The 24,043-nt window shown below is 54.5% G+C and carries 21 protein-coding genes and 1 riboswitch; of the genes, 3 read left to right on the forward strand and 18 right to left on the reverse strand.

The annotated features are described in order from the left end of the window. Positions 1–164: 164 nt before the first annotated feature. The 5 genes from GZH47_RS07370 to liaF all read right to left on the reverse strand — a co-directional run bounded on the left by GZH47_RS07370 (position 165) and on the right by liaF (position 5,393). The gene (locus GZH47_RS07370) at positions 165–1,799 is read right to left on the reverse strand and encodes a S1C family serine protease (protein ID WP_162639506.1); all 1,635 of its coding nucleotides are present in this window, start codon (positions 1,797–1,799) and stop codon (positions 165–167) included. Positions 1,800–1,980: 181 nt separating this feature from the next. Then, positions 1,981–2,394, reverse strand: coding sequence for a YugN-like family protein (locus GZH47_RS07375; protein WP_162639507.1), 414 nt, complete (start codon positions 2,392–2,394; stop codon positions 1,981–1,983). Between the two features lie 117 nt (positions 2,395–2,511). Next, positions 2,512–3,177, reverse strand: coding sequence for a response regulator transcription factor (locus tag GZH47_RS07380; protein ID WP_162639508.1), 666 nt, complete (start codon positions 3,175–3,177; stop codon positions 2,512–2,514). After that, positions 3,164–4,210, reverse strand: a complete 1,047-nt coding sequence (locus tag GZH47_RS07385) for a sensor histidine kinase (RefSeq protein ID WP_162639509.1) — start codon at positions 4,208–4,210, stop codon at positions 3,164–3,166. Before GZH47_RS07385 ends, GZH47_RS07380 begins: the two co-directional genes overlap by 14 nt. A gap of 7 nt (positions 4,211–4,217) precedes the next feature. Beyond that, positions 4,218–5,393, reverse strand: coding sequence for a cell wall-active antibiotics response protein LiaF (gene liaF / locus GZH47_RS07390; RefSeq protein ID WP_225446390.1), 1,176 nt, complete (start codon positions 5,391–5,393; stop codon positions 4,218–4,220). A gap of 320 nt (positions 5,394–5,713) precedes the next feature. Between liaF and GZH47_RS07395 the strand changes: the two genes are divergently transcribed. Next, positions 5,714–7,006, forward strand: a complete 1,293-nt coding sequence (locus tag GZH47_RS07395; protein ID WP_162639510.1) for an ammonium transporter — start codon at positions 5,714–5,716, stop codon at positions 7,004–7,006. Positions 7,007–7,156: 150 nt separating this feature from the next. Here the strand turns inward: GZH47_RS07395 and GZH47_RS07400 are convergent, their stop codons facing one another. The 11 genes from GZH47_RS07400 to metA all read right to left on the reverse strand — a co-directional run bounded on the left by GZH47_RS07400 (position 7,157) and on the right by metA (position 19,148). Then, a complete protein-coding gene (locus tag GZH47_RS07400; protein ID WP_192043592.1) occupies positions 7,157–7,534 on the reverse strand; it encodes a hypothetical protein in 378 nt (125 codons plus the stop codon). A 100-nt stretch (positions 7,535–7,634) separates the two neighbouring features. Next, positions 7,635–9,023: a methyl-accepting chemotaxis protein gene (locus GZH47_RS07405; protein ID WP_162639511.1), complete on the reverse strand. Its 1,389-nt coding sequence runs from the start codon at positions 9,021–9,023 to the stop codon at positions 7,635–7,637. A gap of 115 nt (positions 9,024–9,138) precedes the next feature. Further along, the gene (locus tag GZH47_RS34350; RefSeq protein WP_263866908.1) at positions 9,139–9,264 is read right to left on the reverse strand and encodes a hypothetical protein; all 126 of its coding nucleotides are present in this window, start codon (positions 9,262–9,264) and stop codon (positions 9,139–9,141) included. Positions 9,265–9,348: 84 nt separating this feature from the next. Continuing rightward, entirely contained in the window at positions 9,349–9,873 is a 525-nt protein-coding gene (locus tag GZH47_RS07410) for an RNA polymerase sigma factor (protein ID WP_225446391.1), read from the reverse strand. A gap of 112 nt (positions 9,874–9,985) precedes the next feature. After that, the gene (locus GZH47_RS07415; RefSeq protein WP_162639512.1) at positions 9,986–10,576 is read right to left on the reverse strand and encodes a 3D domain-containing protein; all 591 of its coding nucleotides are present in this window, start codon (positions 10,574–10,576) and stop codon (positions 9,986–9,988) included. 134 nt (positions 10,577–10,710) lie between these two features. After that, entirely contained in the window at positions 10,711–12,648 is a 1,938-nt protein-coding gene (gene thrS, locus GZH47_RS07420; RefSeq protein WP_162639513.1) for a threonine--tRNA ligase, read from the reverse strand. A 394-nt stretch (positions 12,649–13,042) separates the two neighbouring features. Next, positions 13,043–14,035 (reverse strand): putative sporulation protein YtxC, encoded by a 993-nt coding sequence (gene ytxC, locus GZH47_RS07425; protein ID WP_162639514.1) that lies wholly within the window; start codon positions 14,033–14,035, stop codon positions 13,043–13,045. 495 nt (positions 14,036–14,530) lie between these two features. Continuing rightward, positions 14,531–15,664 (reverse strand): cyclic dehypoxanthinyl futalosine synthase, encoded by a 1,134-nt coding sequence (gene mqnC, locus GZH47_RS07430; RefSeq protein WP_162639515.1) that lies wholly within the window; start codon positions 15,662–15,664, stop codon positions 14,531–14,533. Positions 15,665–15,833: 169 nt separating this feature from the next. Then, entirely contained in the window at positions 15,834–17,015 is a 1,182-nt protein-coding gene (locus GZH47_RS07435; protein WP_162639516.1) for an aminotransferase class I/II-fold pyridoxal phosphate-dependent enzyme, read from the reverse strand. Between the two features lie 3 nt (positions 17,016–17,018). Further along, the gene (locus tag GZH47_RS07440) at positions 17,019–18,179 is read right to left on the reverse strand and encodes a PLP-dependent transferase (protein ID WP_162639517.1); all 1,161 of its coding nucleotides are present in this window, start codon (positions 18,177–18,179) and stop codon (positions 17,019–17,021) included. 51 nt (positions 18,180–18,230) lie between these two features. After that, on the reverse strand, positions 18,231–19,148 hold the full coding sequence (gene metA / locus GZH47_RS07445) for a homoserine O-acetyltransferase MetA (protein ID WP_162639518.1): 918 nt from the start codon (positions 19,146–19,148) through the stop codon (positions 18,231–18,233). A gap of 189 nt (positions 19,149–19,337) precedes the next feature. Next, positions 19,338–19,444, reverse strand: a riboswitch (SAM riboswitch). Between the two features lie 461 nt (positions 19,445–19,905). On the opposite strand from metA, the gene corA reads away from it, so the two are divergent. Then, positions 19,906–20,841, forward strand: coding sequence for a magnesium/cobalt transporter CorA (gene corA / locus GZH47_RS07450; protein WP_162639519.1), 936 nt, complete (start codon positions 19,906–19,908; stop codon positions 20,839–20,841). Positions 20,842–20,948: 107 nt separating this feature from the next. Here the strand turns inward: corA and GZH47_RS07455 are convergent, their stop codons facing one another. Together GZH47_RS07455 and GZH47_RS07460 are read right to left on the reverse strand one after the other, a co-directional pair. Beyond that, positions 20,949–21,602 carry a metal-dependent hydrolase gene (locus GZH47_RS07455; protein ID WP_162639520.1) on the reverse strand — a complete coding sequence of 218 codons (654 nt, stop codon included), beginning with the start codon at positions 21,600–21,602 and terminating at the stop codon, positions 20,949–20,951. A gap of 60 nt (positions 21,603–21,662) precedes the next feature. After that, positions 21,663–22,937, reverse strand: a complete 1,275-nt coding sequence (locus tag GZH47_RS07460) for an MFS transporter (RefSeq protein ID WP_162639521.1) — start codon at positions 22,935–22,937, stop codon at positions 21,663–21,665. 192 nt (positions 22,938–23,129) lie between these two features. Between GZH47_RS07460 and GZH47_RS07465 the strand changes: the two genes are divergently transcribed. Beyond that, positions 23,130–24,032, forward strand: coding sequence for a LysR family transcriptional regulator (locus GZH47_RS07465; RefSeq protein WP_162639522.1), 903 nt, complete (start codon positions 23,130–23,132; stop codon positions 24,030–24,032). The last annotated feature ends 11 nt before the right edge of the window (positions 24,033–24,043 follow it).

The following is a 24,043-nucleotide window of genomic DNA, read 5'->3' on the forward strand; positions in this document are numbered from 1 at the left end:
CATTCTTATCGTTTAAAAAACTTTCTTCATTATAGCGCAAATGTCTACGGCCGCGAAACTCGTTCACCCATAAATATCCATGCAAAGAGGCGCAAGATCAGCCGTCAAGACTGCTTGCGCCCCTTGGGTGGGAATATCATTCCTTGTATCGCGAGTTACGCGCGTTATTGTTGCTGCGTCGCGAAGTCGTTCTTGTTGCCGATCGTCACTTTCAAATCCATCTTCTGGCCGTTGCGGATAATGTTCAGCGTAGCCGAATCGCCAACCTTCTTCTTCTGAATGGCGGCAATGAGATCTTCACGGTTATACTTCGTGCCGTCGAGCCCCGTAATAACGTCATATTGTCTCAGGTCGGCCATGTAAGCCGGCGATTTGTACATGATATCGGAAACGACGGATCCATCCGTGCTGTTCAGACCAAGCTCTTTGGCGAGCGCGTCCGTAATTTCGGCCAATGTCGCTCCGATGAACGGAACCGGCGCTTTTGGAATTTCCTTGTTCGATTTCAAGTTATCCAGTACTTCGGTAATCGTGCTGGTCGGAATGGCGAAGCCGATCCCTTGCGCCTGCGAGCTGACCGCCGTATTGATGCCGACGACTTCGCCGTTCAGGTTCAGCAGCGGTCCGCCGGAGTTGCCCGGGTTAATGGAAGCGTCCGTTTGCAGCAAATGCTGATACTCGCGCGTGCCTTCGGAATCCGGTATCGAGATCGGACGTTCTTTGGCGCTCAGTACGCCGACCGTAACCGTGTGATCGAAGCCGTACGGGTTACCGATGGCAACGACCCAGTCGCCGATGTTGATTTTATCCGAGCTGCCGATCGGAAGCGTCGGGAACGCCTTCGTGTTCTCTACTTTCAAGACGGCAAGGTCGAGGTTGTAATCGGAACCGAGTTTCTTCGCCACGAACGGCTTGCTGTAGCCTTGAACGGTGACTTGAATTTCATCGGCATCCGCCACGACGTGCTGATTGGTCAAAATGTAGCCCGTGGAATCGAAGAAGAATCCGGTACCGATCCCTTCCGGCGTCAGATCGCCGCTGCTATCTTGGCTTCCGTTCTGCTGGCCGTTATCTTGGCCGTTTCCTCCTTGGCCTTGACCGCCCGAGCCGTCGTCGCCGAAGAATTGGCTGAAGAAGTCATCCATGCTACCTTGCTGGCTGTTCCTCTGCTGCTGTTTCGTGAACGTCTCGATCTTCACGACCGCCGGGCTCGCGTTCGCGAACAGCTGCGCGATATTGTTCGGTCTCACGACGTCGGATGCCGTGGATACGCTGCCGCCGTCTCCCGCGCTGCCGACTGCAGGAGTCGCAGGGTTCGCCTGTTGAACGAGTGCCGGTTGCTCCGATGTGAACCAGTTTTCTTTATCGGATGCGACCATCAGCGCACCGACGGCGACAACGCCGACCATGAAGGAAGCGAACATGGCTTTGAACGGGGAGCGCTTCGGCTCTTTCGCCTGCCAGCTGCTGCGAGCCGGCTGCGACGGCGCGAACGGCCGCAATTGCGCCGGCGGCGTCACTTCCACCGGGTTGTGCGAATCCGGGCTTTGCTGCTGCGCTGCATCTGACTGCTGCGGTTCGGAAGCCGTGCGGTCATCGTACTCATCGCGTACGACCGCATCATCCGAACCCGGCTTGAACGGTCCGTAGGAATAGTAGTAAGACGATTTCCCCGTCTCGCCTTCTTCCGGCTTTACATCATGTGCTCTATTGTTGGATTCGCCGTTTTCTCCGTTGTTCTCTTCACGTGTCGGTTTGAAAAAATCGTCGAAGTCATTCTTTTTGTTCTGATCGTCCATCGCATATTCCTCCTTGGATATCCCATGTTTCGCTGCTTACTTATTGTTTGTTGCTGTTCTATAGTTCTATCATGCACAATCTACCTTAAATCAAACTTAAAATTATTATAATGCCAAATAAAAAAACCGGGCTGCTGCTGATGCGGCATGGCCCGGATACTAGGACAATCTATTAAACAAGCTAGTGAAGCAGCTGTTCTTCTACTTCCGCGAGCACGTTTTTCGCTTTCGTTACCCATTTGGATTCGATGCTGGCATCGGGATCGACCGGTTCTTGAAATTGATTCATCAAGGCGCCGATCGGCTGTACTTGCGCATGCTTATCCAGTCCCTCATTGTACACATGCTTCAGGACGAACGGCTGGCCGAGCTTGATTTTGGCATCCAAGTCCTGCGTCGAGTCGTCGATCGCGCCGTTAATGACCGCGAACGGCATTCGCAGCCACACCATATGCGCCTCGTCCAACGAGCGGTCGAAATAGCCGTGCTCGTAATCCCAGTTGCCGCCGAGCGCGAACTCGTGCTCCTCCAGCATGCTTTTCACTTCCGTAAATTCTTTCTCGCTGGATTCCAGCTTCGATTCAAGGGGGATCATAACAGGCAGTCTCCTTTGGGGTCCAAGGTGAAACGTCTAGCCGCCGTCCTGGCGGCAGCGCAGCGCGTTTCATTCCGGTGAAAAGTATACCGTTAAGATACCCGGGGCGGATGACAATTATCCCGTCTTTACCCAACCTTTGCGATGGGCGAATACGGCCAGCTGCGTACGATCCTCGAGCTCGCATTTCATCAGCAGGTTGCTGACGTGCGTCTTGACCGTCTTGATGCTGATATGAAGCTCGTCGGCGATCTCCTTGTTCGACATGCCTTCCGCGATGAGCAGCAGCACTTCCTTCTCCCGCTCCGTCAACCCTTCGTCCGCTCCCTGCGCGCTGCGCTGACGAAGTCCCCGCGTCAGCGCCTGGGAGACGTCATGCGTCATGACCGGCATGCCTTTGGCGGCGCCGTTCAGCGCATAGATCAATTCCTCCGCGGACACAGTCTTCAGCACGTAGCTGACCGCGCCGGCCTCGACGGCCGCGACAACCTTCTCGTCTTCCAGAAAACTCGTCAGCATGACGATCTTCAGCTGCGGAAATTCCTTCATCATGATGCGCGTCGCTTCCACGCCGTCCATCACCGGCATCATCAGGTCCATCAGCACGATCTGAGGCGGGCCGTCCGCAATGCCCGCGCGAAGCATATCGATGGCTTCCTTGCCGTTCGCCGCTTCGGCGATGACTTCGAATTTCGGGTCCAGCATCAAGTACGTGCGCAGTCCGGCACGCACCATATCATGGTCGTCGACAATCATTATCTTCCATCCGTTATTCGCGCTCATCGTTTCGCTCGGCTCCTTTTTTGTTCACATAATTCGGCAAGGTGACTCTGACCCTCGTTCCGCTTCCCGGCTTGCTGATGATCGAAGCATCGCCGCCCAGCTTGCCGGCTCTTTCGCGCATGGTGGAAAGGCCGTAGGAACCGCGTTTCACCTGATCCGCCCGGAATCCGGCCCCGTCATCCTGCAGCGTCATGACGATCTGCCGCTCCGTCTCCGCGACCGTCAGCAGCGCCGTCTCCGCTCCCGCATGCTTGACGATGTTCGCCATCGCCTCTTGAATGATCAAGAACAGCTGATGCTCCTTCGCTTCCGAGAGCTTCTCCTTCACGCGCCATTCCATGACGCCTTGCAAACCGTTCTGCCGGCAATAGTCCGGAAACCATTTGTCCAGCGCTTCTTGCAGAGACCTGCCTTCAAGCTCCATGGGACGAAGCTGGGCGATGAATCCTCTCATCTGCTTCTGCGCCATCGATGACATCGTGATAAGCTGACCCATTACGTCGCTCGCGCGGTCGGGATTCAGCTCCAGCAGTTTCGGCAGGGATGACGCGGACATATGGATAGCAAAAAGCTGCTGGCTGACGGTATCGTGCAGATCCCGCGCCAGCCGGCGGCGTTCCTCGAGAACGGCTGCTTCATTAGAAGCCGCTTCGCGCATGACCTGTTCTTCGCCGGAGCGTTGAATCCACTGCGTCCGCTCATCCAGCGATTCAAGCATATCGTTAAACTCCCGGAACGCGGGCGTAAAAGCGCCTTCTTCCGGAAGTCTCGTGCCGTAATTCCCGTGCGCGGCCTGTTTCAAGCCGATGACCATCATATCGATTTGACGCTGAATCCGTTTCGCCGCCCAATAGCCGAAGCCCGCGCTGACGAGCAGGAAGAGGACGACGACGCCGATCCACCAGTCATTTTGCAGCTTCGCCTCAGGCAGCATCCCGCAGCCGATCTCCCAAATCAGAACCGAAACGGCGGAAGAAGCAATGAAGAGCAGGATCATATCCCACTTGCTGTTTCGAAACAAACGGACCATCATATGCGGATCAGCCTACCTTCGTGACCCGCACATCGCCGATAAACGTACTTACGTGCAGCCGTATTTTTTTATCCGTCTCGCCAAAGAAAGGCGTTTCCACGTCAATGTTCTTGAAAATGCCGCCTTCTTTGTTTTCCAGCACCGCAACGTCCCCGACGAAGGCGCTCGATACGACATGGACGCCGATCTCGTAATCGTTCGGCAAATACACTTTCACGTCGCCAATAAAGGAAGAGATATTAATGACCGTCTCGCCGGATGGAATTTGCGCTTTCGTTAAATCCAATACCGTGTCTCCGATAAAGTGGGAAATGTTCATGGGCTTCAGCTCCCAATAATCATGCCCGAGGTAGATGTCTCCGATAAAACCGGAGCGCGTCTGCACGCTGGGATCATGATTCCACCATTCCACGCGTTCATTGCGGCGATGATGCCGCTCATAGTGCCTTAAATGCCGGCGTTCGATGCGTTCGCGGATTTTTGCCGCGTGAAGCGCATGCTTCTCCCAGTGATCCATGCGTCGTTGATGCATGTGCTGCGCGTGCTTTCCTTTATAAGGACCGGCATTAGCGGACGGATCGCTCTGCTGCCCGTACGGTTCGAACGGCCGCCGCGGCTGCGGACCCGGCGTTTGACCCGGAACCGACATTCGGGGACCTTGTTCCCCCGGCCGGCTCCCCGCATCCTGCTTGTCGCTGTCGCGTTTGATCTCTTCATCAGACGGCTGCTTGGTCGGATCCGGATGCAGCGGAGGCGCCGGAGGTACCGGATTGTGCTCGGTCGGTCCGTAAGTGTACGCCTTCCATTCGTCTTCCTGCTTCTCCTCGCTAACCCGCCGCGATTTAGGTTTAAATATCATGGAGAGTCCGAAAATAATAAGGACGACCGGGCCCGCGAATTTCACGACGTCGCCTACCGACCAAATGAACAAATCCAGGTTGCGTCCTAGAAACAAGAAGCCGATCACGATCAGCACCCCTGATCCGAATGCATTCCCGCGGCCGTATGCCATCCGCTGCAGCAAGCCTTGTACACCCAAGAATATCAGGAAGACCGGCCAAAAGACGGAGACGATCTCGCCGATATCGAAGTCGATGTAACCGCCCTGCCTCAACATCAGCCCGACCCCTACGACAATAATAAAGAGGCCCCACAATAATCGATTAATAAAGTTTCCGTTCATTGACGCCACCAGCTCCCAAATGATTGTGCAAGGTTTGTACTCCAAGTATACCCGAAGGCGCAAGCGGCACAAAAGGGTCTGTCGATTGACCTCGGCTACGTCTTGAGACTGAGTTTGGGACGCAGATCGACATCCTCTTTTCCCAATATTGGAATCGCTTCCAACCAGTGAATGGAAATTATTATGGAGCGCTTACATGATGATGTTATGTCTTGTAACCCGTTCCGTTGACATAATTAACGCAGCACTTATATAATGAGTTTCGAACTAAGAATCAGAGACAAAACCTTACATGAAATTCAGAACAGGGGTTGGAAATAATGGATGTAGCGACTCTCTCCATCGGTTTGAATACCATCTGGGTCGTATTGACGGCCGCCATGATTTTGCTCATGGAAGGCGGCTTCGCATTGCTGGAGGCAGGCTTCGTCAGACAGAAGAACGCGGTAAGCATCATTATGAAGGTATTCGTTGACATCACGTTCGGCGCACTCGTCTTTTACTTCCTCGGTTTCGGACTCATGTACGGCAAGGATGCGAGCGGATTAATCGGCACGACCGGCTTCCTGCTCAGAGGAGATCTGTCTCACATCCAATTGGACATCTCGCACGAAACCTACTGGCTCTTCCAATGCGCGTTCGTCATCGCCGTCATCTCCGTCGTATCCGGCGCGGTAGCGGAACGCATTCATTTCAGAGCCTACATATTGTACGCCATCGCCATGACCGGCCTCATCTACCCGATCGCCGGCCACTGGGTATGGAGCGTCGGCGGTTGGCTGAACAAACTCGGCATGATCGACTTCGCCGGTTCCGCCGTCATCCATGCGCTAGGCGGCTTCGCCGCTCTTGCCGCCGCAATCTTCATCGGTCCCCGGATCGGGAAGTTCACGCCGGAAGGCAAAAGCAACATTGTCCCGCCTTCGAATTTGCCGCTCGCATCCGTCGGCGCGTTCATCTTATGGTTCGGCTGGTTCGGCTTCAACTCCGGCAGCACGCTGAGCGCCACGAACGGTTCGATCGGGCATATCGCGGTCACCACCATGCTGTCTGCGGCTGCCGGCGGCGCGGGATGCATCCTGTTCACGATGTTCCGCTACAAGAAAGCCGATCCCCCGATGGTCATTAACGGTTCTCTGGCCGGTCTTGTCGGCATTACCGCCGGATGCTCCTTCGTCCCGGACGGCGCGGCGATGCTGATCGGCGCCGTCTGCGGCATCGCCATGGTGCTGGTCACGGAATTACTCGAGAACAAGGGAATCGACGATCCCGTCGGCGCGTTTGCCGTGCACGGCGTGAGCGGTTCTCTCGGCACGCTGGCAGTAGGACTGTTCGCCATGCCGTCGATGACGCAAGGCTTCGGCAAGGGCTACGCCGGCTTGTTCTACGGCGGCGGCTGGAAGCTGCTCGGCGTGCAGGCGCTCGGTCTGGCAACGGTAAGCGTATGGGGCTTCGCCCTCACCTGGCTCGCCTTCACGCTCATCAAACGGATCATGCCCGTACGCGTCTCCAAAGACGAGGAGCTGATCGGACTCGATGTCGGCATTCACGGCGTTCCCGCCTACAATCAAGACCATGATTTCCTGGATGTCGACCAATTGAAACGGCGGTAGCGCCCAGGCTCTCCAAGACTCGGTTCTTCTCAACTAGCATCCGTTTATACGCAAGCCTCCCTCCGGCAAGGACGAATCGTCCTCGTCCCGGACGGAGGCTTTTTCACGACCGCAACAAAAAAACCGCCCTATCGAACGGACGGTTGTTGATTAATTCATTTCTTCATCCATTTCGCTGGAAACCGCGATAATTTCAGATGGATCGGATGTATTCAGAATCACGCGGGCCTGCTCGATTTCAAGCCGGAGCTGACGTACTTTCTCCATCGGCCGCTTGACGTAATGAATGTACTCGACAGCCAGATGATGCGCGGGTTTCTTGCCGGAGAGGAGTCGCCGAAGCGTCGACATGGATTGATAAGTACGCTCTTCCTGCATACGGCGTTTCTCATAACGCTCCACCATCTGCTCAATCTCTACGATCTCTTGCTCTCTCTTGGCGATGTACGTACTTAGGAAAGGTATAACTTCCGCTGCCTTACGATGTTTCAAACGAAAAGGCGGGGTATAGGAAATCGGTTCCGTCATGATAACCACCCTATCCTTAGATGTCATGTATAGTTACAATAACTATCTTACATGATCAACAACCGTTTGAAAACCATTTTTTAAACAAAAAAAGTGGCAATTATTTGACGCCAATGTCAGCTCCCATGACACCAATCAACTGCCCGTCCTTCGAACGGATCGGAACCGAGACGGTCACGCACGGTTTCTTCGTGATGGCGGATATGTACGCGGCGGACGTAAACGGACGGCCTTGCATCGCGCCTCTCCACCATTCACGCCCTTTGGCATTCAGCAGGCCCGCTTCCGGCTGAGAGAAAATAAACGATCCGTCGTCCCGGTTGGACCAGACGGCTTCGATCTCCGGCAAGGAATGCAGGAAGGCCGTCAACGCGCCGCGATGCGTCGTTTCGTCAAGATCCGAAATCGCTTCCCCCGCCGCAAGCCGGTTCAGCTTCGCTACAATCTCGGCGGCATCGAATTGAATGTCCTTCGTCAAATGGCTGCCGCCCACTTGCGCGATCGCTGTCGTCAAGGCCGAAGCCGATTTGTCCAAATTGCTGCTGACCCGGTCGAGCTTATGGACTTGATGCCGCTGCTTCTGCGTGTAAATTAACGTACGGTCTACGCTCTCCAAGGTTTGATTGACCGCTTCCACGACATCCTTCAGCATATCCGTCGTATGCGACATGCTCTTCGTTTGCCGTTTGCTCGCCTCATTGCTCTTGCTTACCAGCTTATCGACTTCATCGATCCGGGTGAAAATCACGTCCATCCGGTTCTTGGTCTGCGCCATCTCGGCCACGCCTTGATCGACAGCCGCCTTCTCGGCGTCAACGGAAGCTACGACCTGCCGCACGCCTTGCTCGATTCCTTCTACCAGCCCCGAAGAACGGCGAACCGCCTCATGGCTCTGTTCGGCGAGCTTCTTGATTTGCTGCGCGACGACGGCAAAGCCGCGGCCGTATTCGCCGGCATGCGCGGCTTCGATGGAGGCGTTCAGCGCAAGCAGCGAGGTTTGGGCCACGATTTCTTGAATAAAATCATTGATCTCGTTGATTTTGGACGTTTGCTCGATGAGTTCGCGGATATTGCGGTCCATCTCCGCATTGTGCTGCCGAAGATCGTTCATGACTTGATCCGTATTCGTGAGCGAACGGCATACGTCGAGCACGATCGCTTTGGTCTCTTTGCTCTCCGCATCCAGCTGCTGGGCCGCTGCGCTGATCTGATCCGCGGAAGACGCAACTTCCTGCAGCGTCGAGAACGTTTCGCCGATCCGTTCCATCGCCCGCCCGCTGCAATCGCGCAGCCCGCTTTCCGTAATAACCGATTGGTCCGCGATATCCGTCAATTGGCCTACCGCTTGATTCACTTCTTCTACCGCCGCAGTCAATTGATCCGAAATAACCATGGACTCGTTGATTAACTGGGAGAATACGCCATCCTCTTCCGTTTCCGTAGGTTTGCCCGAAGTACTTCGTCCCCATAATCGCTGCAGCGTCGCCATAGAACTCCCCCTTGGTCGATAATTGTCAGAATTAAATAACAGTATAGGACAAGATTTGACAAAAGAAAAGAGGGACCGCTTCAGGGTCCCTCTCTTCGACTGCGGGGCAGTCGTTTTATTTCTCCGCTTTTTGCGAAGCGTTTTTAGCCGCTGCGTTTGCGCTTGCCGCGTTTTCGGACGCGAATTCCGCGTTGTATTTGGATTGACCTGCGTTAAATTTATTGTTTTTGTTTTTCGCCATGATGCTCACCTCCCCGTACAACACTTATTATGTCAGGGTGGCAAGGCGATTATGTAATAGATAATCGAACTTATTCCGCTCGCATCAGTTGGGCATCCATTGCTGCAAACGTCGCTTGGTACGATGAATTCGCGCCTTAATCGTCCCCACCGGCACATTCCAGGCCGCAGCGATTTCCTGGTCCTTATAACCGTAATAAAATTTGTACAAGAGGAGCGCGCTTGTCCGAGGATCGAGCGATTCCAGCAGATCCCGGATCTCCAGCAAGATCTCCCGTTCATCCCGCGAGGATGGCCTGTCATCGCTTAAATCGCGATCACCGGAAGGTAAAATTCGTTCGGACTGCTTATTAATTGTACGCGCCGCATTGGCTGTAATGACCTTCGCCCACGAATGGAATTTATCCTCCTCGCGAAGCGATTCCCGATGCGTCAATATGCGAACCCATGCTTCTTGAACGGCATCCAGGGCATCCGATTTGTTGTATACTTTCGACAAAGCGACTGCAATCATCTCATTGTACAGCTGCAGCAGCTTGTCCTCCAACATATCGAATTTCAGCGGCTTCCGATTACTTGAATCTCCGATCCGATCCTGATCGACATTCACCCGTAACCGCCCCCAATTTAGAAATGATAACGTTTACATTTATGATAGCACAGTCATTTGATAAAAAAAAGAGAAGGTTCAACAACTTTCGTCGCAGCCTTCTCTTGCCGTCCTAGGACTCCAGTAACGAACGCGGCAGCGTCTTCTCGGCGGTAACCGCCTCGTTCAGCTCGGTCACGCGCGCCTCGGTCAGTTTCCCGTTGCCCCGCTTAAGGACGTATACCGTCACCTTGCGTTTGCCCCATTGCTTAAATACCTGTTTCCTTGTTTCGAAATAGAGGTCGATCTTCCTGCCCTTGATCGCGGAGCCCGTATCTGCGACGATGCCGTAACCGTAGCCCGGCACGTAAAGAACGGTCCCGATCGGGAACACCTTCGGATCCGCCGCGATCGTGGATACGAAATCACGGCGGACTTTAACGCCGGAATACGTGATGCCGTATTGCGGATGCCCCGGCTTCTTGCCGGTCGACTCCACGCCGGCCGTATAGCCGGTGGCAACGACTTGCATATGATGAAGGTTTTTGGCCTTTATGGATGACATGGCCGGCATCCCGATTTCAGACGGTTCTTTATGGTTCTGGGATTTAACGTCCTTCATGCCGGCAGCCTTGCATTCGGCATACAGCGCCTGTCCGAATAATAGAAGCGCAGCCGCGCAAGCGAGCAAGATACGGTGAAGCGATAAAAAGCTTGTCGTCATTTGGGTTTGCAAGCCTCCTAGGATGCATAGGCGAGCAGTTCCGCGCAAGCGGAACGACCAGCCTTAGCAGGAAGGATACCCAACGACGACAAGCTTTATGCGGCGGTCATTTCCGCTTACCGATGAACCTCGCGTTAAATGCGCTTCGTAGCGATTTCGTCCTGCAGCAAAGCGATCAATTCCGCTACCGGCATCGAGCCGATGTCGCCTTCGCCGCGTTTGCGGACGGAAACGGACTCGGACTGCGCTTCGTTCTCGCCGACAACGAGCATGTAAGGCGCTTTCTCTAGCTGCGCTTCACGAATCTTGTAGCCAAGCTTCTCGTTGCGCAGATCGGATTCGACGCGAATTCCGGCCAATTGCAGCTTCTCTTCCAGATCGCGCGCATAGCCTTCGTATGCCGTCGATACCGGAATGATCTTCGCTTGGATCGGAGATAGCCAGAGCGGCAGCGCGCCAGCGAAGTTCTCGAGCAAGAACGCTGTCATGCGCTCCATCGTGCTGATAATGCCGCGGTGAATAACGACCGGACGGTGTTTCTTGCCGTCGTCGCCGACATATTCAAGCTCGAAGCGCTCGGGCAGCAGGAAGTCGAGCTGTGCCGTGGAGAGCGTTTCTTCTTTGCCAAGCGCCGTCTTGATTTGAACGTCGAGCTTCGGACCGTAGAAGGCCGCTTCGCCTTCCGCTTCGAAGAACGGCAAGCCAAGCTCCTCGACGACCTCGCGCAGCATGCGCTGCGACATTTCCCACATCTCGTCGTTCGGGAAGTACTTCTCCGTATCCTGCGGATCGCGGTACGAGAGACGGAAGCGGTATTCCTTGATACCGAAATCCTCATACACCTGACGGATCAGGTTGATAACGCGGCTGAACTCTTCCTTGATCTGGTCCGGACGCGCGAAGATATGCGCATCGTTCAGCGTCATCGCGCGTACGCGGTGCAGACCCGTAAGGGCGCCGGACATTTCGTAACGGTGCATCGTGCCGAGTTCGGCTACGCGAACCGGCAGATCGCGGTACGAACGCATTTCGCTTTTGAACACCATCATATGATGCGGACAGTTCATCGGACGGAGCACGAGCTCCTCGTTGTCCATGATCATTTTCGGGAACATGTCTTCGCTGTAGTGCTCCCAGTGACCGCTTGTTTTGTACAGTTCCACGTTCGCGAGAACCGGCGTGTATACGTGCTGGTAGCCCAGACGCTCCTCAAGATCGACGATGTAACGCTCCATCGTTCTGCGCACGCGCGCGCCGTTCGGCAGCCAGAGCGGCAAGCCTTGACCGACTTCGCGGGAGAACGTGAACATTTTCAGCTCTTTGCCCAGTTTGCGGTGATCGCGCTTCTTCGCCTCTTCCAGGAAATGCAGATGCTCGTCAAGCTGCGCTTTCTTCGGGAAAGCCGTGCCGTAGATGCGCTGCAGCATTTTGTTCTTCGAATCGCCGCGCCAGTAAGCGCCGGCAATGCTGAGCAGCTTGAACGCCTTGATGCGGCCCGTGGACGGCAAATGCGGTCCGCGGCAAAGGTCGAAGAATTCGCCCTGGTCATAAATGGTCAGCTGCACATTCTCAGGCAAATCGCGGATCAGCTCCAGCTTCAGCGGATCGTTGATTTCCGTGAAGATCGCGATCGCTTCGTCGCGGCCGACGACGCGGCGGCGAATCGGCAAGTCTTCCTTCACGATGCGCTCCATTTCTTTCTCGATTTTCTCGAGGTCCTCGGCAGTGAGCGTCTCGTCCATATCGATGTCATAGTAGAATCCGTCTTCGATAACCGGACCGATCCCCAGCTTTACATTGCGCTCGGGATACAGGCGTTTGATTGCCTGCGCCATTAAATGCGCCGTGCTGTGGCGGTATACTTCCAGCCCGTCTGCGGAATCCAGCGTCACGATTTCGAGCGCGGCATCTCCTTCGAGCGGCGTGTAAATATCGACGACCTTGCCGTCCACTTTGCCTGCGATCGCGTTCTTCCGCAAGCCCGTGCTGATGGAACCCGCTACCTCTTCGATTGTCGTGCCTTGTTCGTATTCCCGGACGGCGCCGTCCGGCAGCTTCACTTGAATAGCCATGATTTCGTTCCTCCTGAGCTGTTTATGGTTTGCTGCGGCTTGCGCGCCCAACAAAAAAAGCACGCATCCCCGCGAAGGGACGAGTGCTTGTAAATGACCCGTGGTTCCACCCTAGTTCAATCGGCGCGCCGCATAAGCCGCCAAGCCGATCCTTGTAGACGTTCTGTAACGGAAACGATCCGGTGCAGCTTACCGCCAAGCCAAAGCCCGGTTTCAACTTCACAGCTACAAAGGGGTATATCAACGCTGCAACGCGAGGAAATTTCAGCCTGGTTTCCTCTCTCTGGAACGCGCGGGACGATGATACATGTCTTTGTCAACGCTTTTTCATACTTGTCATTATAAACTTTGGCGTCTTGCCGGTCAAGCCCGTTTCACCATCGGCCAGGCCTGCTCATGGAATCACGTTGCGAATGCGAATTTCCGCCGAAGCCTCTGCCGTAGCGGCAAGCGGTTTATCCGACTCCTCGAACAGAAAGCTGCATTGGCTGCACGAGCTGCATAACCGGACCCGCTGTTCGAAAATCGTCTCCAGCGTTCGCATGACCGGCAGCTCCGGCTGCCTGGTATGAATGACGATTTGCTGCGGCGACACCGTGATCAGCGTACTGACGATCATGTCTTCCATGTTCATTTCCGACTCCAGCATTTCCGCGACGATCCGGTCGGCCGGGACGGTATCCAGCAGCTGAAATTGATGGTCGTAGAGCACGAAATCGCTTCCGCCTTTATGGAGCACGTGGACGATGGGAAGTTTGACCTCCTGCATCCGCACGAAATATTTCAGCAGCGAAATGAACTCCTGATATTGTTTATCCATCACATACTCATCGACCGCGTAGGCCACGACATCTTTGAGCTCCTGCCAATAGGTGGCCAGACGGAACGAAACGAATCCATCCAAGTGCAGCCGGGTGTTGCTGGCGATGAACGTCTCCAGTTCGTCGGCGACCTTACCTAGGCGCCGCTCCAAGTCCGAAAGACGCATATCGGCCGCATTATCTTCCTCCTGCGTCGCGATTGCGGCCGTTCCGTACAAAATATTGTGGCAATACCGCGACAGCGCTTCGATCTCGGCAGCGTCCTCATAATGAAACTGCTTCCGGATGATTGCCTTCAGGAGCATCGGCTCCAGCTCGTTCATGACATAGCGGGCAAACGCGCCGGCCGCTTTGCGGTAAATCGGGGGACCATCCTTTTCCAGCTGGAAATGCGGCAAATCCGCTCTGCATTGAATGGCCATACCCTCATAATCGGGCCGCAGAAACCCAGCAGGACTGCCATTGTCGTCACTATGTAAATCGACGAATTCTTCGCTCAGATAACGATGAAGGCGATCAATCGCTTCATGAGAAGCCGAGTGTAAAGAAACAGTGAAAAGTTCCATAGGCTCACTCCTAAAAGTTTTTGGAACACTGAAAGCCGGAATTTTACCGGCGGCGGCAAACAAAAACTACATCGGAAGCATATGCTTAAGTTTTTGGAACACTGAAAGCCGGAATTTTACCGGCGGTGGCAAACAAAAACTGCCTCGGAAGCATAAGCTTAAGTTTTTGGAACACTGAAAGCCGGAATTTTACCGGCGGTGGCAAACAAAAACTACATCGGAAGCATATGCTTAAGCTTTTGCGCCGCACGGGGCGAGTTATTTGAGTAAACCTTGATTTTATGCGTTTTAGCTCGGCCAAGCTTCCTCTAGATCACGCTTTCTCACTTCCTTAACAGTATATGGTTCTGCGAAAGCAGATATACGATGTATGCTCTGCCTGCGCTGGCCGACGGCTGGAATGAAAGGCGGATCTTGGATGCCCCGAACGCCAAAAAAGCTCCCCCATCCGCGGATAGCACCGCCGATGAAGAAGCTTCGTTTAACGACAACCTGTTAGTTTTGCATGATAAAATCGTTCTGCGCTTGCTCGGACTCTTCGTACACTTTCAAAATATCGTATTTCGTGTTCCGCTGCGCAGGAATTTTGCCCGCTTCGCGGATAATGCGCAGCGTCGAGCCGATGTTGACCTTATGCGTCGTTCCCGCAGCGGAGACGACATTCTCCTCGATCATCGTGCTGCCGAAGTCGTTACAGCCGTACGAGAGCGTCAACTTGCCGATTTCCGGCCCCATCGTGACCCACGACGACTGGAAATTGTCGATATTGTCCAGCGTGATCCGGCTGATCGCCAATGTCTTCAAGTACTCTTCCGGCGTCGCTTTCTCCCGCTTCATATTCGTGTTCTCCGGCTGGAACGTCCACGGAATGAACGCCAGGAAGCCTTTGGAGTCATAGCCGTTCGCGATGCAATCGTCCTGCGCTTCGCGGACGCGAAGCAGGTGAAGCGCGCGCTCCTCCATCTCTTCCCCGAAGCCGATAACCATGGTCGCGGTCGCATTCATGCCGATTCTGTGGCCTGTGCGCATGACGTCCATCCAGTCCGTCCAAGACCCCTTAAGCCGGCTGATCTTCCGTCTCGTCCGGTCATCCAGAATTTCGCCGCCTCCGCCCGGCAAGGAATCGAGGCCCGCCTGATTCAGCTCGCGCAGCACCTGTTCCAGCGACAAACCCGATATGGTGACCATCTTCTGAATTTCCGCCGGCGAGAACGAATGCATCGTAATGTCGGGGAAATGCTGTTTGATTTTACGCAAAATATCCAAGTAATACGAGAACGGCAGATCCGGGTTAACGCCGCCCTGCATCAGAATTTCCGTTCCGCCGACGTCGATTGTTTCCTGGATTTTCTTCAGGATCGTGTCGTCCGACAGCACGTAGCCTTCCTTCGAGCCCGGCGCGCGGTAGAATGCGCAGAACCGGCAATATACGTCGCATACGTTCGTATAGTTAATGTTGCGTCCCACGACGAAAGTCGTGATCGGCTCGGGATGTTTACGAATCATCAGCTGATTCGCGACATGCCCCATTTTCTCGATTTCATCCGATTCGAACAGCGTGACGCAATCTTCCAGCCCGATCCGTTCTCCCTGCAATGCTTTATCTAAAATACGATCGATGTTAGCCAATGCAAAAGCCTCCTTCATTCCACATTTCCGTACCCATGTAGGTTCAATTTATACTACCACAATTGAAATAAGCCGTCATTCGACGTCCGGGCAAGCATACCTCCGCCAAAACGAATAAAAACGCGGCTAGTCCCGCCGGACTGCCGCGTATTGCTCTATTTGCGCCGAATTAACCGTTAAGCGCCTGATCCAAATCGGCGATCAGGTCGTCGATGTCTTCCAAGCCGACGGAGTAGCGAAGCAGACCGTCGGTGATGCCCCGTTCATGGCGCACTTCTTGCGGCATCGCCGCGTGCGACATCATGGCCGGGTAAGACAAAATGCTCTCGACGGCGCCAAGGCTTACCGCAACGAGCGGAATCTTCACGCGGCTCAGCACCGCTTTCGCGCGATCGCCGTCGCCGACGTCGAAGGAGACGACCGCCCCGTAGCCTTTGGACTGCTTCTCGTGGATTTCCCGGCGCGGATGATCCGCCAGCCCTGGGAAATAAACGCGGGTTACCGCCGGATGGACGTTCAGCCACTCCGCCAGCTTGCGGGCGCTCTGCTCGCTGTGGGCCATGCGTGCCTGCAGCGTCTTCATGCCGCGCATCAGCAGCCAGGATTCCTGAGCGCCAAGCACGGTGCCGAGCCCGTTCTGCAGCTGTTTCAAGCGGCGTCCCAGACCCTCGTCTGCCACGACGGCCAGTCCGGCCAATACGTCGCTGTGGCCGCCGAGGAATTTCGTCGCGCTGTGCAGGACGACATCCACGCCAAGCTCGATCGGGCGCTGATGGTACGGCGTCATGAACGTATTGTCCAGCAGCGTAATGAGATCATGCGATTTTGCCCATGCGGCAATTTCGCCGATATCCGTGATTTTCAACGTCGGATTGGACGGCGTTTCCATGAACACCGCCTTCGTATTCGAACGGAGCGCTGCCTTCACCGCATCGAAATCCGTCATGTCCACGAACGTCGACTCGATGCCGAGACGGTTCAGAACGGTCGTCAGCAGGCGATACGTGCCGCCGTACACATCCTCGGTCACGATGACGTGATCGCCGTTCGAGAACAGCAGGAATGCCGTCGAGATCGCCGCCATGCCGGATGCGAACGCGAAACCGCGCACGCCGCCTTCCAGCAACGTAATATAATCTTCCAGCGCTTGGCGCGTCGGATTGCCGGAACGGCTGTAGTCGTGCACCGGCGGGTTGAAAATATCGTGGTGATGGAACGTCGACGCCTGATAGATCGGCACACTGGAGGCGCCGGTATGCTCGTCGATTTCATTGCCAAAATGAATCAGCTTCGTCGCGAATTTCGTTTCGGGTTTATTGCCATTGTTGGTATTGGATTGCTGTTCAGACATCGGTTAAGCCTCCTCGATTTCACGTTTTGCCGCTTCGAATGCTTGCGCCAAATCCGCGATCAAGTCATCCTGATGCTCGATGCCGACGGAGAAGCGAAGAAGACGGTCGTCCACGCCGATTTTCTGGCGAATTTCCAGCGGAATGTCGGCATGCGTTTGCACGGCCGGGTAAGTCATCAGCGATTCCACGCCTCCGAGGCTCTCGGCGAACGCGATCAGCTTGACGTGGCGCAGAATCGGCTCCACGTAGGCGGCATTCTTCAAGCGGAAAGAGAAAATGCCCGTGTTGCCGGAAGATTGGCGGTTTTGCACGTCGTGGCCGGGATGATGCGGAAGCGCCGGATAGTAAACCTCGTCCACCGCCTCATGGGCAAGCAGCCAGTTTGCGATCGCGGTCGCATTGGACTGGTGACGTTCCATGCGCAGCGCCAGCGTCTTCATGCCGCGCATCAGCAGCCAGGAATCCTGCGGGCCCAATACGGCGCCGAGGGAATTGTGCAAGAAGGCCATCTGCTCGGACAGCTCCTTGCCCTTCGTCACGATCAGGCCGGCAAGCACATCGTTATGGCCGCCCAAATACTTCGTCGCGCTGTGAACGACGATGTCCGCGCCAAGCTCGATCGGACGTTGGAAGAACGGCGTCAGCAGCGTGTTGTCCACGATGGACAGCAGGTTCTTGGATTTCGCCCAAGCGCAGACGCGCTCCAAATCCGTGATCATCATGAGCGGGTTAGTCGGCGTTTCGATCAGAATCGCTTTGGTCGACGGCGTACAGAGCGTGTTCAGCGAATCGATGTCGTTCGTGTCCACGTACGAGGCCGTAACGCCGAAACGGCTCATAATCCGCTCAAGCAGACGGTATGTACCGCCGTATAGGTCAAGGGAAACAAGGAGGTGGTCTCCTTGCCCGAATAGCGAGAAAATAGTCGTCAGCGCAGCCATGCCGCTGCTGCAGGCGAAGCCGGCATCGCCGGATTCCAGCCCAGCTGCCGCTTCCTCCAGCACCGTGCGCGTCGGGTTCTTCGTGCGGGAATAATCGAACCCGGTGCTTTCGCCGAGGCGCGGATGACGGAATGCGGTCGATTGATAGACAGGGAAACTAACAGCCCCGGTAACGGGCTCTTTAATGGATCCAATTTGCGCTAAACGGCTTTCGATTTTCATAGACGTAGTCTCCCTCTCCTATTGATATATAAGATGCTGCTGCGAATTAAATTAAATTCCAGCGCCCAGATCGTACGGCGTTTGTTGATATACGTAATAATTCAACCAGTTCGAGAATAACAGGTTCGCATGCGCGCGCCAAGTGGACAGCGGTTGTTTCGAAGGATCGTCGTTCGGATAATAATTTTTCGGAATCGCAATGTCCATCCCTTTGGCTACGTCGCGATCGTATTCCGACTTGAGCGAGCACGGATCGTATTCGGAGTGGCCCGTCACGAAAATTTGCCGTCCGTTGCGGGAAGCCGCAATGTACACGCCGGCATCGGGAGACGAGGACAAGATATCCAGATCGTTCACGGCCTCGACGTCCTCGCGGCGGACTTCCGTGTGACGCGACTGCGGCACGAAGAACTGCTCGTCGAAGCCTCTCATCAGCGGCACGTTGCGTTTATCGACCTGATGCGGGAACACGCCGAACATTTTCTCCTTCAGGTCGTACTTCTGAATGCCGTAGTGGTGGTACAAGCCGGCCTGCGCGCCCCAACAGATATGGAACGTCGAGGTTACCTTGCGCGTGGACCAGTCCATGATGTCCTTTAGTTCTTCCCAATAGTTCACTTCTTCAAAAGGAAGGGTTTCTACGGGAGCGCCGGTGATGATCATGCCGTCGTAATACTCGTGCTTGATATCGTCGAACGTTTTATAGAAGGACTCCAGATGCTGGGAAGACGTGTTCTTGGACGTATGCGTCTTCGGATGAAGCAGCACGACTTCCACTTGAAGCGGCGTGTTGCCGATCAGCCTCAGCAGCTGGGTCTCGGTTACTTCCTTGGTCGGCATCAGATTGAGAATCGCGATCCGCAGCGGGCGGATATCCTGATGGTAAGCGAAGCTCTCTTCCATGACGAAGATATTCTCTTCCGTGAGAATGTCCTTCGCAGGCAATTGGTCGGGTACTTTAATCGGCATGTCTGCTCACTCCAATCGTGTCTATTTTCCGAATATAAGAAAGGATAAGCGTGCGACACCTTTTCTTATATTTCTAAGATAAGAAACCTGCCGCCGCATCGGACGGCGACAGCCGTTTCTTCTTGTGAGGAGCGCAATGAAAATAACCCCTCTCTGGCAGAGAGGGGCATAACTGTATCGTTCATGCGCCTCTCATCTCTCAGAAACATACGTTTCCGCAAGAATTAGCACCGTGCGTTCACACGCCGGTTGCCGGGCTTCATCGGGCTAGTCCCTCCGCCTGCTCTTGATAAGAAAGCTTGCTTATTTAATTGTGAAATCATGTTATGGGAATACTTTAAATCATTCCTCCGCCTACGTCAAGAGACCCCTCTTCAAGGCGTCGAAAATAGCGTCACCACGGGCTTTTCAGCGCATATTCTAATACAGGCGCAGGCCCTGTACTTTGTGCTTGTATGGAAAGACACTGTCGGAGTATACTAGACAAGGATTATGCATGTTAAGGTAATTATCTGAACTTATAAAGGGGTGTTTACGAATATGGAAGGCGACCCGAGGCCTGCGGGCAACCGCATTGATAACCGGTATGTTGGAACGTCAGTTTGTCCGCTTACGCTTACCCGACCTTATTCGTACAACCGCCCCGTTCATACTTGGCGGCGCGGCGAATAACGGTCCGTATAGCGTATTCGCACATGCTTCCCTCCTCATGCCGGCATCCGGGAACAATCAGCTAGGCAAGAGAGGAGGAGCGCGGATGAAAATCCGTCACGTGACGCAAGGTATTTTCAAAACGATCGACGACGTAGCAACGGCAACGATTCCGCCCGCGGAGGGCTTTTATTGGATCGATGCGGACGTAGACGATCTTAAGGTGCTGCAGCCGTTATTCTCGCTTCACGAACTGGCAGTGGAAGACTGTCTGAGCGAAGAGGAGCAGCGGCCGAAGATCGAAATTCACGAAGGCCATTATTTCTTAGTTATCAACAGCATCCGTTTCGACGATGAAGAAATTTTCCTGCGCGCCTTGAATATTTTTCTGGGACGCCATTATATCATTACGGTTACGAAGCAGAAAATCAACGAGCTGCGCACGCTGAAGCCGATTCTTCTGGAGGATCAGGTCAGCAGGCCGGATGACTTCCTTTACCATCTGGTCGATATCGTCGTGGACAATTACTTCCTCGTCGGCGACCGAATCGAGGTTCGCATCGAGAGCCTGGAAGAAGCCATTCTCATGCACACGAAGAAATCGCATCTGAACGAGATCATCGGTCTGCGAAGCGAAATTCTGTGGCTGAAGAAAGTGCTCGGCCCGCAAAAGGAATTGATCGCAACGCTCAACAAGAAGGATCTCAAGCTGATTGACGACCAGCTGCAGAAGTACTTCAGCGATATCTACGAGAATGCCGTGAAAATCGCCGAGACATTCGATACGTACCGCGATCTGATGGGCAACTTACGAGAGGCGTACCAGTCCAGCCTAGCGAATCGCGCGAATGAAATCATGCGCGTGTTCACGGCTTTGACAACGATCTTCATGCCTCTGACCTTCATTACCGGCATTTACGGAATGAATTTCGATTATATTCCCGGTCTTCATATGCACGGCGGTTCCTACGTATTGCTGTCGTTCATGCTGCTGCTGGGATTCGGCATGTTTTTCATTTTCCGCAAGAAGGAATGGCTCTAACGTTAACGATTACGACTCGCCTAGATATGCAAAAGCTCTCCTTGGACGTTCATCCTCGGAGAGCTTTTTTACTTATTCGGATACCTCACGCGGCGGCTTACGGCTGGCTACAGCTTGCCGATCGGCAGCTTGAACGTCTTCTTCGTCAGCGGATACAGCCACTTCACGCCGCTTGGCGTCAGCGTATCGGCGATCAAATGGGACAAATACCCCCATAACGCGGTCTGTGCGAGGCCGTCGACGCCTACTTGTTCCTCCAGCCCGTTGCCGATCGCCCACCATGCCGCCGCCGCCCATACCGTGTGCGTCAAACCGCGATGGTTCAGCCATGGCACCCATGCAACGAAGACGCCTAGACCGATTAACCAGTTCATCCCTTCGGAAAATCCGCCATAGAGCAGTCCAACTCCGATTAAGCTGACAAGCGCATTGCGAATCATCCCGTTCCCGAGCACCAAGCCGAGCAGCAGCACGGACACGGCTGCAATCGCCCACTCCGTGTACAGGACGCCTTTGACCGCGTATGTAATTCCGACCGTCCCGGTCAAAGCGATTCCGCCCCATAGCAGCAGCGCATGAATCATCTTCGCCGTGCGGTTCAGTTTGCCGCTCAGCATGTTCGTTCCGTCAAGATCGGCGCTGAGCGACGAGAATGCGGCAGCTGCGACGTATAACGCGGCGTGCTGAGCCGTGAACGGATGGCTGGCGGCTGCCGCAACGCCGATGGCCAAGCCGATGGTTAGATGCGTCGTTCCTTTCATATCCATGTTCCCCTTTCTTGTGACTGACACCGATGCGTAAACTTCCGGCCGTTCCTATTCCTATATGACGGCTTCCCCGGCCAGCGCTTCCCGCCTTCCTTTGTCCACATCCACATAAACCAGAATGGCAATGCCGATGATAAAGAAAGCCAGCAGCGCCAAAATCCCGTACCGGCTGGAGCCCGTGATCGTGCCGACGACCGAGAATACGAACGGCCCCGCAACGGACGCGAACTTGCTCGATAAGCTCAAGAATCCGAAAAACTCCGCCGTTCGCGAAGGCGGCACGAGTGCGGCGTACAGCGATCTAGCCGTCGCTTGGCTTCCGCCCTGCACGAGCCCGACAAGTGCGGCAAGCGCGTAGAAATGGACGGCGCTCGTCATGAAGAAGCCCAGGATGACGATCAGCATATAGACAAACAGCGAACTGTAGATGGATTTCTTAATGCCGATCCGCGAGGCGAACTTGATGAACAGCAGCGTGCTGGGATAGCCGACGAACTGCGTGATCAGCAGCGCGGCGATCAGATCGTTCGTTTCGATGCCGATCCCGCTTCCGTATATGGTCGCCATGACGATCACCGTATTGATGCCATCGTTGAAGAACCAGAAGGATGCCATATATTTGAGCAGCTCGGGATAGCGCTTCAAGGTGCCGATCGTACCCTTCACCCGCCGGAATCCATTCTTCAGCGCCGTGCCGAAGCCGGAACTCGTGTCACGCGCCGTTTCCTTGACATTCCGCATGATAGGCAGCGAGAACACGACCCACCAGATGCCAACCATCGCGAATACCGTCTGCGTTGCCGACGTCTTCGACGAGAAGCCGAGTTTATCGTAAAACATGATCATAACAAGATTTACGAGCAGCAGCAATCCGCCGCCCAAATAACCCATCGCATACCCTTTGTTGCTGACGGCGTTCATCGTCTCCGGCGTGGAAATGCTCGGCAGCAGCGCATCATAGAAGGTATTGGACGCGGCATAACCGATCGTGCCGATAATGACAAGCAGAGAAGCGAACAGCCAGTCGTTCTCGCCGATGAACGCCATGCCGATCGTGGCCGCGGCGCCGACGATCATGAACCCCGACAGGAAGCGCACCTTGGAACCGGCATAGTCCGCGACGGCGCCCAGTATCGGGCATAGCACGGCAACGAAGATCATCGCGATCGTCTGCGTATAGCCCCAATAGTTCTCCGCGGCGTTGCCTGTCAGCCCGCTGCCGGCGACTTCTTTGTAGAACACGGGCATCACTGCGGCCATAATGGTCGTTACAAATGCGGAGTTGGCCCAGTCATACATGATCCAGCTTCTGACCGCCTTCGGGTTCATACGAATCGCTCCTTTATGGCGCTATGGCTCATTGATCTTCCACAACCATTCGACAACCTCCGAACGAATCCTTCTGTTCGAATTGTGAAGATACGTCCATATCCGAATTCGTTCGCTTTACTGTCACCCAGCTATTCATTTATAATAAGAAAGGATTGTGATAAAAATATTTAATAGAATGGGAGGGATTCCGTGAATATAAACCAGCTTGAAACATTATTAACGATCTCTCGGACGATGAGTTTTCGCAAAGCGGGAGAATTGCTGAATTTGACTCAGCCCGCCGTATCCGCTCAAATCAAAAGCCTTGAGGACGAGTTTAAGACGGTGCTCATCGATCGGAATCAGCCCGTAACGCTGACGGACCGCGGACAAGTTTTCCTGGATCATGCTGCGCGCATCCTTGCCATCGTGGAAGAATTGAAGCAGAAGCTGTCCGATTTGAATCAAACGCCGCAGGGACATATCGTGCTCGGCACCACCTCCTCCATCGCCATTCAGATTTTGCCGCGCGTGCTGTCTTATTTCCAAAATCAATTTCCGCTCATCAAAACGACCATTCACTCCATGCCTTCAACCGGCGTGATGGCCAGCGTCGAGAACGGGACTGTCGATATCGGCATCACTTATTTGAACGAGAAGAATCCGAACGTGGAGACGTCGATTCTGTATTACGATACGTACGAGCTCGTCGTAGCGCCTGAACATCCGATGAGCCACTTGAAGCATACGACTGTCGAATCGTTGAAGGACATACCCATGATTATGCTCTCGCCCGATACGTTAGGACGACGGTTTCTGGACCAAATCTTCCGCAGATTCAATTTGCAGCCCAACATCGTCATGGAGCTGTCGAGCAGCGAAGAAGTGAAACGCATGGTGGAAATCAATCTCGGCGCCGCCGTCGTCTCCAAGCTGTCCATCGCCAACGAGGTTCGACTCGGCACGCTGAAGCGCATTAAAGTCAACGAATTGGATATGAGCCATCCCGTCGGCCTCGTGTACAAATCCGGCAGGTATATCAATTCCGCGATGCAGCAGTTTCTGAGCGATTTGAAAGGCATGCCAGAGGATCAATTCATTAGCAGCGAATAGGAGGAGAAGCG

This window comes from Paenibacillus rhizovicinus (assembly GCF_010365285.1).
In the GTDB taxonomy this organism is placed as follows: Bacteria; Bacillota; Bacilli; order Paenibacillales; family Paenibacillaceae; genus Paenibacillus_Z; species Paenibacillus_Z rhizovicinus.